General features: G+C 42.9%; 18 protein-coding genes. 16 read left to right on the top strand and 2 right to left on the bottom strand.

The features are described from left to right. Positions 1 to 18: 18 nt before the first annotated feature. The 7 genes from E0D70_RS07975 to E0D70_RS07945 all read left to right on the top strand — a co-directional run bounded on the left by E0D70_RS07975 (position 19) and on the right by E0D70_RS07945 (position 5,360). Positions 19 to 1,083 carry a protein-glutamate methylesterase/protein-glutamine glutaminase gene (locus E0D70_RS07975; RefSeq protein ID WP_133011743.1) on the top strand — a complete coding sequence of 355 codons (1,065 nt, stop codon included), beginning with the start codon at positions 19 to 21 and terminating at the stop codon, positions 1,081 to 1,083. Then, complete coding sequence (locus tag E0D70_RS07970; protein WP_133011742.1) at positions 1,083 to 1,820, top strand: flagellar motor protein; 738 nt, start codon at positions 1,083 to 1,085, stop codon at positions 1,818 to 1,820. Before E0D70_RS07975 ends, E0D70_RS07970 begins: the two co-directional genes overlap by 1 nt. Further along, positions 1,813 to 2,661, top strand: a complete 849-nt coding sequence (locus E0D70_RS07965; RefSeq protein WP_133011741.1) for an OmpA family protein — start codon at positions 1,813 to 1,815, stop codon at positions 2,659 to 2,661. The genes E0D70_RS07970 and E0D70_RS07965 overlap by 8 nt, the downstream gene beginning before the upstream one ends. A 69-nt stretch (positions 2,662 to 2,730) precedes the next feature. Beyond that, positions 2,731 to 3,504 carry a ParA family protein gene (locus E0D70_RS07960; RefSeq protein WP_133011740.1) on the top strand — a complete coding sequence of 258 codons (774 nt, stop codon included), beginning with the start codon at positions 2,731 to 2,733 and terminating at the stop codon, positions 3,502 to 3,504. 9 nt (positions 3,505 to 3,513) lie between these two features. Then, positions 3,514 to 4,398: a chemotaxis protein CheW gene (locus E0D70_RS07955; RefSeq protein ID WP_133011739.1), complete on the top strand. Its 885-nt coding sequence runs from the start codon at positions 3,514 to 3,516 to the stop codon at positions 4,396 to 4,398. 92 nt (positions 4,399 to 4,490) lie between these two features. Continuing rightward, complete coding sequence (locus E0D70_RS07950) at positions 4,491 to 4,934, top strand: chemotaxis protein CheW (protein WP_133011870.1); 444 nt, start codon at positions 4,491 to 4,493, stop codon at positions 4,932 to 4,934. 21 nt (positions 4,935 to 4,955) lie between these two features. Further along, positions 4,956 to 5,360, top strand: coding sequence for a DUF2802 domain-containing protein (locus E0D70_RS07945; RefSeq protein ID WP_133011738.1), 405 nt, complete (start codon positions 4,956 to 4,958; stop codon positions 5,358 to 5,360). A gap of 6 nt (positions 5,361 to 5,366) precedes the next feature. On the opposite strand, the gene E0D70_RS07940 is transcribed toward E0D70_RS07945, so the two are convergent. Then, positions 5,367 to 5,621 carry an EscU/YscU/HrcU family type III secretion system export apparatus switch protein gene (locus E0D70_RS07940; RefSeq protein ID WP_133011737.1) on the bottom strand — a complete coding sequence of 85 codons (255 nt, stop codon included), beginning with the start codon at positions 5,619 to 5,621 and terminating at the stop codon, positions 5,367 to 5,369. Continuing rightward, positions 5,621 to 7,009, bottom strand: coding sequence for a flagellar hook-length control protein FliK (gene fliK, locus E0D70_RS07935; RefSeq protein ID WP_165942885.1), 1,389 nt, complete (start codon positions 7,007 to 7,009; stop codon positions 5,621 to 5,623). The genes E0D70_RS07940 and fliK overlap by 1 nt, the downstream gene beginning before the upstream one ends. 119 nt (positions 7,010 to 7,128) lie before the next feature. Here fliK and ccmA point away from each other — a divergent pair, with 119 nt between their 5' ends. The 9 genes from ccmA to E0D70_RS07890 are packed head-to-tail and all read left to right on the top strand — an operon-like array spanning position 7,129 to position 13,852. After that, positions 7,129 to 7,737 (top strand): cytochrome c biogenesis heme-transporting ATPase CcmA, encoded by a 609-nt coding sequence (gene ccmA, locus E0D70_RS07930; RefSeq protein ID WP_133011735.1) that lies wholly within the window; start codon positions 7,129 to 7,131, stop codon positions 7,735 to 7,737. A gap of 3 nt (positions 7,738 to 7,740) precedes the next feature. Continuing rightward, positions 7,741 to 8,403, top strand: a complete 663-nt coding sequence (gene ccmB / locus E0D70_RS07925) for a heme exporter protein CcmB (protein ID WP_133011734.1) — start codon at positions 7,741 to 7,743, stop codon at positions 8,401 to 8,403. Next, positions 8,403 to 9,149, top strand: a complete 747-nt coding sequence (locus tag E0D70_RS07920) for a heme ABC transporter permease (RefSeq protein ID WP_133011733.1) — start codon at positions 8,403 to 8,405, stop codon at positions 9,147 to 9,149. Before ccmB ends, E0D70_RS07920 begins: the two co-directional genes overlap by 1 nt. After that, entirely contained in the window at positions 9,136 to 9,315 is a 180-nt protein-coding gene (ccmD, locus tag E0D70_RS07915) for a heme exporter protein CcmD (protein WP_240537030.1), read from the top strand. Before E0D70_RS07920 ends, ccmD begins: the two co-directional genes overlap by 14 nt. Then, positions 9,315 to 9,776 carry a cytochrome c maturation protein CcmE gene (gene ccmE, locus E0D70_RS07910; protein WP_133011732.1) on the top strand — a complete coding sequence of 154 codons (462 nt, stop codon included), beginning with the start codon at positions 9,315 to 9,317 and terminating at the stop codon, positions 9,774 to 9,776. The genes ccmD and ccmE overlap by 1 nt, the downstream gene beginning before the upstream one ends. Positions 9,777 to 9,782: 6 nt before the next feature. Then, positions 9,783 to 11,729 (top strand): heme lyase CcmF/NrfE family subunit, encoded by a 1,947-nt coding sequence (locus E0D70_RS07905; protein WP_133011731.1) that lies wholly within the window; start codon positions 9,783 to 9,785, stop codon positions 11,727 to 11,729. Next, on the top strand, positions 11,722 to 12,231 hold the full coding sequence (locus E0D70_RS07900; RefSeq protein WP_133011730.1) for a DsbE family thiol:disulfide interchange protein: 510 nt from the start codon (positions 11,722 to 11,724) through the stop codon (positions 12,229 to 12,231). The genes E0D70_RS07905 and E0D70_RS07900 overlap by 8 nt, the downstream gene beginning before the upstream one ends. Beyond that, on the top strand, positions 12,228 to 12,641 hold the full coding sequence (locus E0D70_RS07895) for a cytochrome c-type biogenesis protein (protein ID WP_133011729.1): 414 nt from the start codon (positions 12,228 to 12,230) through the stop codon (positions 12,639 to 12,641). The genes E0D70_RS07900 and E0D70_RS07895 overlap by 4 nt, the downstream gene beginning before the upstream one ends. A 17-nt stretch (positions 12,642 to 12,658) precedes the next feature. Then, entirely contained in the window at positions 12,659 to 13,852 is a 1,194-nt protein-coding gene (locus tag E0D70_RS07890; protein ID WP_240537029.1) for a tetratricopeptide repeat protein, read from the top strand. Positions 13,853 to 13,873: the final 21 nt, after the last annotated feature.

Genomic DNA, 13,873 nt, shown 5'->3' with positions numbered 1-13,873 from the left:
ATTTAGGAGTAGCTATATATGCCGGTAAAGGTTCTGGTCGTTGACGACTCAGGGTTCTTTCGACGTCGTCTCGTTGAAATTTTCGAGGCTGATCCTAGGCTAACAGTCATAGGGACAGCAAATAACGGCCAAGAAGCGATTGATAAAGTGCAGTCTTTATCGCCTGATGTAGTGACAATGGATTATGAAATGCCTGTTTTAGATGGTATTTCTGCTGTATCCAGCATCATGAAATTGAAGCCTACACCCGTTTTAATGTTCTCTTCTCTAACGCATGAAGGGGCCAAAATCACACTCGATGCATTAGAAGCGGGAGCGGTTGATTTTATGCCAAAGAATTTCGAAGATATTTCTCGGGATTCAGCCGTGGTGAAACATGCATTAGTTGAAAGGGTTCTTGCTGTTTCTCGAACTCGATTAGGTAGGGTAAAAACTCCTGTTCAACCTTTGGCGCCCAGAATAGCGCCAAAACCAATCGTGACAGAGCGAGGTGTTATTATCCCTCGTTCGCGAAAAAGAGTCAGTTTGGTCGCGATCGGAACTTCAACAGGAGGGCCAATGGCGCTTCAAGTCGTTCTTAGTAAGTTGCCAAAAGATTTTTCAGCACCCTTGGTTGTTGTTCAACATATGCCAGCCGCGTTTACAGGCGCCTTTGCGGAGCGACTTAATAACCTTTGCCAAATAACTGTAAAAGAGGCAAAGGATGGCGATCATCTTGTACCTGGCGTTGCTTTACTAGCACCAGGAGGAAAGCAAATGATGGTGGACCCTCGAAATGGTGGGTGTGTTCGTATTTTAGAAGGTGATGAACGGCTTAATTATAAGCCATCGGTTGATGTTACTTTTGGTTCTGCGTCTAAGTGCTACCCTGGAAAAGTGCTTTCAGTTGTGATGACTGGTATGGGTGTTGATGGTCGAGAAGGTGCTCGAATGTTGAAAAACACTGGGTCAACGGTTTGGATACAAAGTGAAGCGTCTTGTGTTATCTATGGCATGCCAATGGCGATAGAGAAAGCCAATTTAGCCGATGATATCATTGACCTTAATCATATTGGTGAACGTATAGCTCGTGAGGTCTCTTAGTGGATTTTGTGACTCTAGCAGGATTGCTGCTTGCCTTTAGCTCTGTATTTCTAGCAAATTGGCTAGGAGGAGGAGAGATCGTACTTCTTCTTAATTTACCTTCTGCCATTATTGTCATTGTTGGGAGTATTGGTGCGACCTTAATGCAGAGCAGTATTCAAGATGCCTTAAGAGCATTTTACCTCGCTAAATGGAGTCTTTTTCCACCGATTCATGATTTTTCTTATGCAAAAACGTTTTTAATCGATTTAGCTCAAAAGGCACGACGTACCTCTTTATTTTCTTTAGAGTCTGAGATTTCTTCCTTTTCCAATCCATTTGCCGCGCGTGCTTTGCAAATGGCGATTGATGGCACTGACCCTGAATTACTTGCAGACCGCTTGCATGATGAAGCGAATCGCATTCATGATAAGCGAATGGCGAGCGTCAGCTTTTTAGAGTCAATTGGTAGCTATGCGCCAACGTTAGGTATCATGGGTTCGGTGCTTGGTCTTATCCAAGCCATGGCGAACTTAGATAGTCCTACTGCTTTAGGGCATGGTATCGCTGTTGCTTTTGTCTCTACACTGTATGGGCAAGGGTTTGCTAATTTAGTCGTGTTTCCAATTGTTAAAAAGTTGTCCTCTTATGTTGATCAGGAGCTGCTTTATAATCAGCTTATTATTGACGGAGTTCATGGGATCGCAACAGGAAAACATCCTCAGAGATTAGAGGTTGAGTTGAATAGTTATGAGTGATGATGTCCCTCATTCATCACGTCGCCGACGAGTGCGTAAAAGCAAACCTGCGAGTGCGACACAAGGGAGGGATCGTTGGATCTTATCCTATGCTGATTTCATTACGTTATTGTTCGCTTTTTTTGTTGCCCTTTATTCCATCTCCCTCAAAACACAAGGCAATGATAGGCGCTTAACAGAAACCCTGAATGGTGTGTTTGAAGCAGTACAAAAGTCTGTTAAGCCTATTAATATTGGCCAACCTATTATCGGTGATCCTAAAGATCAAGACGTGGTTAATGCAAAAGCTATTCCTGCAAATCCACCTAATATGGAAGAGAAATTGCAGAATCCAGTTTCTGCCACAATCACTCCTAAGCCGACTATTTATGATCTATTGAATAATACGATTAATAACGATTTTAAATCTCTTCAAAAATCTGGGCAAATCTCTATATCAGAGTCACCACACTGGATTAATTTAGAGTTGAAATCCGCTTTGTTGTTCGGCGCAGGAGAATATCAGCTTACGAATGAAGCGGTAGCTCTATTGATTGTTATTAGTAATATTTTGAAAAGCTACCCAGCGCCCATTTTAGTGGATGGCAACACTGATAACCTTCCTGTTACCTCTAATCGTCTGATATCCAATTGGCATTTATCAAGCTTACGAGCATCCTCTGTGGTCGATGAGTTGGTATATCGCGGTGTTAATCCGAAACTAATTGCGCCTATTGGCTTTGCTAGTGAGCACCCTAAGGTTCGCAATACAAATAGTGAGGCAAGGCAGCAGAATCGGCGAGTTGTGCTACGAATCAGTAAAACGCAAGCGGGCAATCTTTATGATTACTTGTTTAAATAGATAGTTACTGTATATGATTGCAAGAAAGTAGTAAGCAAAATAACAGTATAGGATCTCTAGGGAGTCAGAGTGCACATTTGGGCAGTGGCAAATCAAAAAGGTGGAGTGGGCAAAACCACCACAGTGGTTACCTTAGCTGGCTTATTGGCAGATGCCGGAAATAGAGTGCTAATGATCGATTTGGATCCGCACGGATCGTTAACAAGTTATTTTCGCTTCGACCCCGATACAATAGGACACAGCGCATACGATTTATTCCAAGTAAATGGGAAAATCCCCGAATCGCTCCCCGCTCAATTGGTCTTAGAAACGGGTCATCCTAACCTTTCCCTGTTGCCGGCTTCTACCGCATTGGCAACATTAGAAAGGCATGCCCAAGCACAAGGTGGTATGGGATTGGTTATTTCAAAATCACTCGCGATTTTATGGGAAGACTTCGACTATGTTTTGATTGATAGTCCGCCTGTTTTAGGTGTGTTGATGATTAATGCATTAGCGGCTTGTCAGAAGTTAATTATTCCAGTGCAAACCGAGTTTTTAGCGATTAAAGGTCTGGAGCGTATGGTGCGAACGCTGACCATGATAAATCGCGCAAGAAAACGCCCAGTTCCTTATATTATCGTGCCAACATTATTTGATAGAAGAACTCAGGCGTCAAATAAAAGCTTACGCAGTATAAAAGACACATACGACGAATTAGTATGGCACTCTGTTATTCCTATTGATACAAAACTGAGAGATGCGAGTACCGCTGGTGTTGCGCCTTCAGCATTAGATGCTAATGCTAGAGGGGTTAAAGCTTATAAAAGTCTAATTAGTTCTTTATTAAATCCGGCGGACTAGATCACAGTTATGAAAGATTTAAAAACGAAAGACAGTACTATGACTGGCCCGCAATTAGCGGTACAGCGTTATCTTGATGATTTGTTACAAGAAGCGACAGACATTAATTCATCTGATCAAATAGATGGTCAGGTGGAAGATTCCGAAATGGGCGATCAGGCTCAAGGAATACAAGAAATAAAAACAGATTCAGATTCTAAAGGAATCGAAACGCGAAGCTCCGAGTTAGAAAGCGAGGAGCAATTACTCACCACTGAAGTCATACCAGAAAGTGAGTCGTTTCACTCAATTGAGACATCCTTTGCCGATTTTGAGGCTGCCATTACTGATGTTCCCGCTGCGGTCTTGTCCGATAGTGAGTATGAAATAGAAGCTGATGAGCCAGAGCCAGAGCCAGAGGTGCGTAAATGGGTCGCTAAAACCGAACCATTACCCTGGGCTAGTGGAAGATTTGAATGCCTACTATTTTATGTTGGTGGATTAAAAATGGCTGTGCCATTGATTGAACTAGGCGGTATTTTCCAAAGTGGAGGGGAAAAATTAACCTCTATTTTTGGTCAACCTGACTGGTTTATGGGCGTTGCTAATGTAGGGGAATTTAACTTGCGGTGTGTTGATACCGCTCGTTGGGTGATGCCTAATCACTATAAAGGTGAACTTAAAGAAAATTTTAAATTTGTTATTCAGCTAGATCGTTCTGATTGGGCGTTAGCATGTGAGGAAGTCGCCGAGGCTATCTCTTTAGAGCCTTCACAAGTAAAATGGCGAAGCGATAGAAGTAAAAGGCCGTGGTTGGCCGGAACCGTTATTGATCATATGTGTGCCATATTAGATGTTCAAGGTTTTATTGAATTGTTAGATGACCCTGATAATGGTTTTAAGAAACATCTTTGATAGACGTATATTGATTATTTTACTATTTTAAGGAAATTGATGTGACGACAATAGGTAGAGCGTTAAAAGAGTCTAAACAAGCTGAAGATCCAATGCTTCAATGGGTCACATTTAGACTAGAAAATGAGACCTATGGCGTAAACGTCATGCAGATAAAAGAAGTATTGCGCTATACCGAAATTGCCCCAGTACCAGGAGCCCCTAGTTTTGTGCTCGGTATTATTCATCTTCGTGGCATGGTTGTCACCGTTATTGATACTTGTCAGCGATTTGATTTACCGTCAGGTGATATCAATGATGCCACTCGTATTATGATTGTCGAGGTTGAAGGGCATGTTATAGGTATTTTGGTAGATTCAGTTTCTGAAGTCGTGTATTTACGTCAATCTGAAATTGAAGCAACGCCGAATGTCGGTAATGATGAGTCTTCAAAATTTATACAGGGTGTGTGCCACAAAAATGATACTCTGCTTATTTTGGTGGATCTTGATAGGCTTTTATCCGATGATGAATGGTCTGAAATAGGCTCAATGTAAGTTAAAAGGTAGTTGTACTCGATGGAATCTCAATGGTTATTTAATCTTCTGCTCACCTTTCAGTTTGTTATTTTAGTGGCTTTAGCGGTCTGGGCTGTACGTTTATCAAAGCGTATAAAACAAATGAAAATTCAGCATCAGGAAGACAGTGTTAATCAAAAGAAACAGGTGCAAGTATTAGCATCAGGTTCGATTGGTATGGGGCGCCGTTTGGTTGCCATTGAGAAAAAGCTCAATATGGCGGTTGAGCGTCAAACCGAGATCTTGTCGAAAGAAGGCAGTGTTTCGTATAACCGTGCGATGGAATTGCTGGCGATGGGAGCAACGGTTGATGATCTTGTTTCTAAGTGCGGTTTAATAAGGGCAGAAGCTGAATTGATTAATCTGTTGAAAAAAGAATCACACCGTAACTCTGATTACCATTAAACCTAATCAGTCTAATACCCATTTGTTTTTGATATTGTGTGCAAAAGCGATAATTTCTGCGACGGCTAGATAAAGAGATTCAGGTATTTCTTCACCGAGTTCGAGCGTACTTAACATTTCAACAAGCTCAGGGCTTTGATGAAGTACCACATCGTTCTCCTTAGCAACCTCCATAATACGTTCTGCTAAATAACCTGAACCCTTTGCTATGACTGTGGGAGCTTGAGCGTAATCATATTTTAGTGCCACTGCTTTTTTCATTAGGTTCTCACATCGATTAACGAAGTTTGAGTCGGGCTTTTGGGCTTGTCTTCTTGCAGCTTTGTTTGGAAGACATCTAGCCTTTGCACGTCTATATTCTTATCGATCAGCTGTTGTTTTAATTTCCCCATCTGTTGCTTGATCGCTTTTATAGTGTCGGTATTTTCGGCGGCAAAAAGAATGCCTACTTTATTTTCCTGAATACTGGTTCTTACTTCAAAACGTCCTGTTTCTTCAAAATCAAAGTTAAGTTTTACTAACCAGCGACGCTCATGGTCTGGCACAGCGTTATCGTGTGTATCTTGATCTATTTGTAACTGTACTAAACTGGTGTTCTGGTTGTCTTTTATAGGCAGTTCTATCTGTAGCGGGTAAGTTTGAGCATTGACCTGATTAAGGTCTGAAAAATGCCGTAATTGGTTGGTGGTGATTCTTTCGATGGCGTTGGCGACTTGCTCAGTTGGAAAATTATTTGAGCGCTGCACTGGCGAATCATTCGTTGTGTTCTCTAAACGCGTTAAATTCAACTTAAGATCTGTATTGAGCTCGTTGATATTAGCATTTTTCAATAGCGACTCAGCAAACGGGCCGCTGGTTTGAATCGCGTGTTTCATTGCGCTGGGTGATTGAGTCAATTGCTCTAAGGCAGGTAAACTTTGGATTAGCTGAGCGAGTGCGCGCTGCGATTGGGGTGATAATGACGTAGAGGCGGTATTATTGATTTCCTGTAATTGCTTGATCAGTTGAGACATTTCGGGAGCGGATAATTGCTTGGGCAAGCTTTGCTTTAACGCGTCAATTTGCGGTGCACTTGCCACCGTTGTTTTATTTGGAATGACTTGCAATTGATTGTTCGAATCGAGCAGTACGCGAACGCTATCGCCTTTTTGTAGTGGCGTTTGGCTGGTGATTTGAAATTGATTGTTGCCATCAGAAACCGAGGTGAGATAGCTGCCATTGGTGCTGCTTGAAGCCGATAGGGCGGTTAAAGAGATAATACGTGACGCCACGCTGAGGTTGTTGATTGTACTGCCTTGGATTGCGTTGCTTTGGATGCTGCTATTTGGCTTATTATCTGAGAAAGTTAAGCTGGCTTGATGTTTTGCTGTGAGAGTCAGCTCTGCTGTTTGTTGGCTATCGACGGGTATTCTTGGTCCGGTATTGATTAGGGTAAGTGGCTGTTGTTGGTTGGTTGTTACGCTGAGTAGTTGGGCGGGCTTGCCTTGAAATGACAGTGATTCGCTGCCTTGTACTTTGATCAAGCTGAGCGACTGGATGAGTTTTATTTCGCTTTGCAATTGGCTAATAGTGCCGGTTTGCGCAGACAGACTCGAAGGTGTTTTACCGGGTAGCGCTTGATGGTTAGTGTTTTTGATATCAGGAATCATTCTCGCTGCCATTCGTTCGTTATTTTAAGACGTTTCACATATAATGAAGACGCTTTAGCGCTTGCTTCAATGCGATTAAGCGGCGCTTATTATTTTATCGGCCCACATGGACATATCTTTTGCATTCTGTTGCTATTTTAACCATATCAGATTTATGGGTTGAGCGAGGCGAAAGCGATCTCTTAAATGGATTGTCTTTTTCTGCTCGGTCGGGCGATGTTGTGCATATCACCGGGGCCAATGGCGCAGGTAAAAGTACTTTTTTCAAAGCGCTGTTAGGCTTGCTGCCTATATTAAGTGGCAGCATGACGTTTAATGGTGATTCGCTCACCCAGCAGCGCCAGAATTTCCTTAACAATACGCTCTACATCGGCCACTCCGCAGGGTTGAATGGCGCGCTCACTGTGATGGAAAATATACGTTGGTATCTGCCAAAGTGCTCCGAGAAAATCGTCGAACAGGCATTAAGTGAGTTATCTTTAGGCGCTTTTGCAGAGACCCAATTGCACGCGCTTTCTGCTGGACAAGTTCGTCGTGTGGCCTTGGTGCGACTCTGGTTATCAGAGCAGCAAATTTGGTTGTTAGATGAGCCTTTTACCGCGCTGGATCAAGGCTTAATTAGTATGCTGGAAGCGAAAATGGCGGCGCACGTGGCGTCAGGTGGTATTGTTATTTTGGCCTCTCATTTACCTTTAGCGCACCTTTCTTATCTGCAAGTGGAGTTATAGCTTGTGACCTACTTGTCGTTTTTTAAAGCCGAATGTCTAACGCTTTTTCGCAGCAAACAACGGGTCGTTAATGCGTTACTCTTCTTTGTTCTGGTCGTCGTGCTGTTTCCGCTAGGCATTGATCCTTCAGCTGACTTTCTGGCACCTGCTGCAGGCGGTATTATTTGGTGTGCTGCGGCGCTGTCGGTGGTGGTTTCCATCGAAAGCCTATACAAGGAAAGCTATGCAGATGGCACGCTTACTCAGCTGGTTGTGAGTGGATTGTCACTACCTTGGCTTATCTTAATCAAGGTGGGGGTCTATTGGCTGGCGATGATGCTACCCTTATTGTTGCTCACGCCTGTTTTTGCTCAGATGTTGTTTCTGCCCTCAGATAGCCTGCTTGTGTTGCTGGCCACCTTGTTGATTGGTACTCCAGGGTTGTTTCTTATCGGCAGCATTGGTGCGGCGTTAACGGTATCGTTAAAACAAGGGGCTATGCTGATGGTGCTGCTTATTTTACCTTTCTATTTCCCCATTATTATTTTTTCAACCGCGGCGATTAAAGCGATACAATTTGGCTTGCCTTATGGTGGTTTATTGGCCTTGTTGGCGGCTATTTCATTGTTAGCGCTGGTGGTTGCACCTGTGATGACATCCCTGTGTATTAAAGCGAGTGTGCGTTAATGAGCTGGATCTGGTTTCATAAATTAGGATCGCCGAAATGGTTTTACCAATGGTCTAGTAAGTGGGCAACTGCGGTGTTTTTGATTGGCTTGCTGGCGACGCTGATTGGGGTTGGCTGGGGGCTAGGTTTTGCTCCGACGGATTACCAGCAAGGGGAAACTTACCGGATCATTTATCTGCATGTACCGGCGGCCGTGTTGGCGGAATCCTGTTACTTCTCTTTGGGTGTCGCTGGTTTTGTGTATCTGGTTTGGCAAATGAAAATGGCACCGATATTTATTAAATCGATGGCGCCGATTGGCGCAGCGATGGCAGCTATTGCCCTTTTGTCAGGGGCTATTTGGGGCAAACCCACATGGGGTACTTGGTGGGTTTGGGATGCTCGGCTTACGTCTGTATTGGTATTGTTCATTTTGTATATGGGCATTATTGCTCTGCAAAATACCTTGGAAGACGTTACGTTGGCGAACCAAGCGGCCGCGATTGTCAGTGTACTGGGTTTGATTAATTTACCGATTATTAAGTATTCGGTGAACTGGTGGAATACTTTACATCAACCCGCATCGTTTAGTTTGACTAAAAAACCAACGATGCCGATGGATATGTGGTTACCCTTATTGATCGCGGTGATTGGCTTTTATTGCTTAGTGGCAGGGCTAGCTATGTGGCGCATGCAATCCGAGATTTTACTGCGCGAGCGTCGTACCCAGTGGGTTAAAGAAAAGGTAATGAATGATGGCGTTTGATAGTGTGGCTGATTTTCTACAAATGGGAACTCATGGTGGGTTTGTGTGGTCAACGTATGGCTTGGTTTTATTGATCTTAACCGGCTTGATACTGAATACGCTTCAAGGTCGCCGCAAGGTGATCCGACAATTAAAAAAACGCTATTTAAGAGAGTCTAATTCCTAGTGCACGCCATCCGCAAAAAACGCCTTATTACAATAGCTGTTATCTTGTTCATACTCAGTGCAGCGCTTGGCTTGGTAATGTATGCACTCCAACAGAATATTAATTTATTTTACTCGCCAACCCAAATAGCGTCAGGCGAAGCGCCTGTAAATACGACTATTCGAGCTGGTGGAATGGTTGTGGTTGGTAGTGTGCACCGTAATTCTGACACCCTGGACGTAACATTCGATGTAACGGATTTTAAGCATAATGTCCGAATTCAATATCGAGGCATACTTCCTGATTTATTTCGCGAAGGCCAAGGTATCGTTGCCCAAGGCAAGTTGATGAATAATGGTATCTTCAGAGCGTCACAAGTGCTTGCTAAACACGATGAAAAATACATGCCGCCGGAAGTCTCCGATGCTTTAAAAGAAGCACAGAAAAAGACGACGACTAAACCCTCTACTAGTGATTTTTAGGCTTTTATGATTCCTGAAATTGGACATTTTGCATTAATATTAGCGCTGTTTTTCTCTCTTTGTCTGGCCGTTGTTCCTTTGATTGGTTATTGGCAAAAAAATCCTACGCTACTCTACACCGCTCGCCCTTTGACGTTTTTAATGTCTTTTTTTGTATTAGTGAGTTTTTTGGTGTTAGCGTTTGCGTTCATGACAGATGATTTTTCTGTTATGTATGTCAGCCAAAACTCAAATAGCCATTTACCTATTTGGTATAAGTTCAGTGCTATCTGGGGAGGACATGAAGGCTCATTGTTGCTGTGGGTTTTGATCTTATCGGGTTGGAGCTCTGCGGTAGCGTTAAAAATTCATACCTTACCCAAAGACGTTGGCCCTGTTGTATTGAGTGTGTTGGGCATAGTGTCATTAGGCTTTTTGTCTTTTATGTTATTTACCTCCTCGCCTTTTGTGCGACTGATGCCTGAAATACCGACGGATGGACGAGACTTAAATCCGCTACTGCAAGATATTGGACTGATTATTCATCCACCTATGTTGTATATGGGCTATGTGGGCTTCTCTGTGGCGTTTGCGTTTGCTATTGCTGCACTAATCACCGGTAACTTGAACTCTTCTTGGGCGCGCTGGACAAGGCCTTGGACATCTTTATCTTGGGCTTTTTTGACACTGGGTATCACGTTAGGTAGTTGGTGGGCGTATTACGAGCTTGGTTGGGGTGGCTGGTGGTTTTGGGACCCAGTCGAAAACGCTTCTTTTATGCCTTGGTTAGCGGGTACGGCACTCGTGCATTCTCTGGCGGTGACTGAAAAGCGTGGCGTGTTTAAAAGCTGGACCGTGTTGTTGGCTATTTTTACTTTCAGTCTCTCTTTATTAGGCACCTTTTTAGTTCGCTCAGGGGTACTCACCTCAGTGCATGCTTTTGCCGCGGATCCGACACGAGGCATTTATATTCTTGCCTTGTTAATTGTGTTGATTGGCGGCAGTTTATTGCTTTACGGCTTTCGCGCAGGGCAAGTCCGTGGAAGTGCAACGTTTGGTATGACGGGGCGAGAAGCTTGGTTGCTGCTGAATAATATTTTATTGACTGTGCTGACGCTAACGGTGTTGTTAGGCACTTTATATCCGTTGATTTTTGAGGTGTTAGGGCTTGGTCGTATTTCCGTCGGTGCGCCTTATTTTAATACCGTATTCTCTCCGATAGCGCTTTTACTGATTGTCTTTATGGCGGTTGGTCCCCTTTCAAAATGGCACAAGACAAAAGCATCGGTCTTACTAAAAGCTTGTCTTTTCGCGGCGTTACTTTCCATCGTGCTAGCGGGAGCAGTGAGTTATGTTAATTCACTAGGAAGCTTAGCTTGGTTAACGTTAAGTGTGGCATTTTGGGCGGTGTTACTGACCTTTAAAGATTGGTTCGATAAAGTTTCTGCTGGAACAAAAGGTATTATTCCTAGGGCACGACAATTACCACGTAACTACTACGGCATGATGCTTGCGCATCTTGGCATGGTCGTTACCTTGATTGGCATATTGTTAGTGAGTACCAGTAGTTATGAATCAACGCTTAAGTTATCGCCAGGTGAGTCTGTTTCTTTTGCGGGTTATGAATTTCATTTTGATGGAATATCTCATGTGGAAGGGCCGAATTATATAGCGGATAGCGGTGAAATATCAGTCTCCAAGCAAGGGCGATTTGTCACTTTACTGACACCAGAAAAACGCTTTTATTCTGCAAGTCGCCAAGTAATGACAGAGGCGGGTTTGGACGCTGGCTTTACCCGCGATCTTTACGTCTCTCTTGGTGAAAAGCTAGAAGGCGATGCTTGGAGTGTACGTATTTACGTGAAGGCCTTTGTTCGCTGGATTTGGCTAGGTGGGTTAATGATGATGTGTGGTGGTTTATTGTCTGCATTAGATAAACGCTATAGTACGAAAGTGAGAGGTAATAATGCGTAAATGGGTGTTATTTCTGCCACTGATTGTATTTATTGGCCTAGGGATTGTGTTGTATAAACAGTTGGGGGCTAATCCTGAATATATGCCTTCAGCATTGATAGGTAAGCCAGTACCTGACTTCACATTAGTCACGCTGCAAGCAGATAAAGTACTTGATCAATCTTCACTCCCTAAAAGTGCTTACTTGCTGAATTTTTGGGCGACGTGGTGCCCAACCTGTGAAGAGGAACACGCCTATTTAAATCAACTTGCTAACCAAGGTGTTCCTATTGTTGGGATTGATTATAAAGATGATCAAAAAAAAGCGCAGCAATGGTTGTCTATTAAGAGCAATCCGTATCAATTGGTTCTAATGGATGAGTTGGGTAAGTTTGGTGTTGATATGGGGGTTACTGGCGCGCCAGAAACATTTATCGTAAACACTAAAGGCATTATTGTTTACCGCTATCAAGGTGCTATGGATGACGTTGTCTGGCAAAAAATCAAAGGCTATTTACAATGAGAATGATTAACTCTTTTCTTGTGATGATTGCTTTGTTAGCTTCATCTTGTATTCTTTCTGAGCCGCTAATGACCTTTAGTTCATCTTTAAATCAAACTCGTTTTCAGTCTTTAACACAAGAATTACGCTGCCCTAAATGTCAAAATCAAGATTTGGCCGATTCTCAATCTGGGATTGCTAAAGATTTAAGAACGCAAATTCACTTTATGATTGAACAGGGTAAAACAGACCAAGAAATAGTCGATTATATGGTGGCGCGCTACGGTAATTTTGTTTTATACCGACCAAAATATTCAGCGGTAACCTCGGTACTTTGGATGGGGCCAGTGGCCTTTTTAGTGATTGGTTTAATGGTTTTTGTGTTCGTCGTTTGCCGTAATAAAAAGCGAAGAATGGGAGAAACGTCATGATGCTACTTTGGTTGGTGATGGCATTAATGATGGTGGGAAGTCTGACGTATCTTTTTCTTTCGGTGCAAAAAAGCTTGTACGATGAAAGACATAATCATGAAGAAGATCATATTGCTGAGAGCTTTTCACGGGTCCGAAAAGTAGAAATAGAAAACGAAGAAGAAATAGGGCGTTTGACCTCAAAAGAAGCCGAAAGACTATTAAGTGACCTTCAACTAGAGGAGCAATTATCTTTCGAGCCAGTTGAAAAACCTTTGTTTTACAGAATGCTCTCTTTACAAAGGGCGCTATCTACAAAGTACGTTTTCTTGGGGATTTTCGCCCTAGTCGTGCTAGGTAGCGTCAGCATGTATCAATATTTAGGCTATGCGAAAGACGTCGCTTTTACTCAAGAACTCGCATCTAAAACCAACACGCCTAAAAGTACGCTTGATTTTTTGAAGTATAGAAGTCAGCGGTATGACCGGGCTGAAGATTGGTATTATGAAGCTAATGATTTAATGGCTTCTGCTAACTATAGCCAAGCGATAACGGCATTTCAAAAAACATTGGAAAAATTACCAGAAAACTCCCCTGACAGAGTCGCAGTATTGGTGAAATATGCACAAGCCATTTTCTATAATAATGGTAATGTGAGTAGCCCAGACATGGAGGAAATCGTTAAACAAGTGTTGGCGCTTGATCCAAAAAATGCGACAGCTCTAGGGTTGAAAGGCGTAGTTGAATTTGATCATAAAGAATATTTAAATGCGGTGTTAGCATGGCAAGAGGCAGCTCGATACAATGAAAATGCCACCGAACGACAAACGTTATTAGGCGCTATTCAGAGTGCTCGAAAAGCGGGAAATATTAGTTATCAACAAGTGCCCGCGCTTGTAACTCGTCAAATTGCGGTAAGAATTGTTTGGGATAAGAGCAAGGTTGTGTGGCATTCTGATGATGTATTATTAATTTATGCCGTAGCGCCCGGTCAAAAAATGCCCGTTGCGATACGCCGGGTGTACCCGCAGGACTTAAATCGGTTAGTAACATTAACGAATCTTGATAATCTAATGTCAAAAATGTCATTGGAGAACGTAGGGAAAGTTGATCTTGTTGTAAAATTATCGAAGATTACAGCGAAAGATCTGACAAAAGGGCGGGTAATCGGTATAAAAAAAGCCGTACCTTCAAACACTAAGGCGATTTATACAATCAATGTGACCTTATAATTGAATCCTAAGGCACTTCGT

The organism is Marinomonas flavescens, from assembly GCF_004352835.1.
GTDB classification, from domain to species: Bacteria; Pseudomonadota; Gammaproteobacteria; order Pseudomonadales; family Marinomonadaceae; genus Marinomonas; species Marinomonas flavescens.
This window is presented reverse-complemented; position numbering and strand designations above follow the sequence as displayed.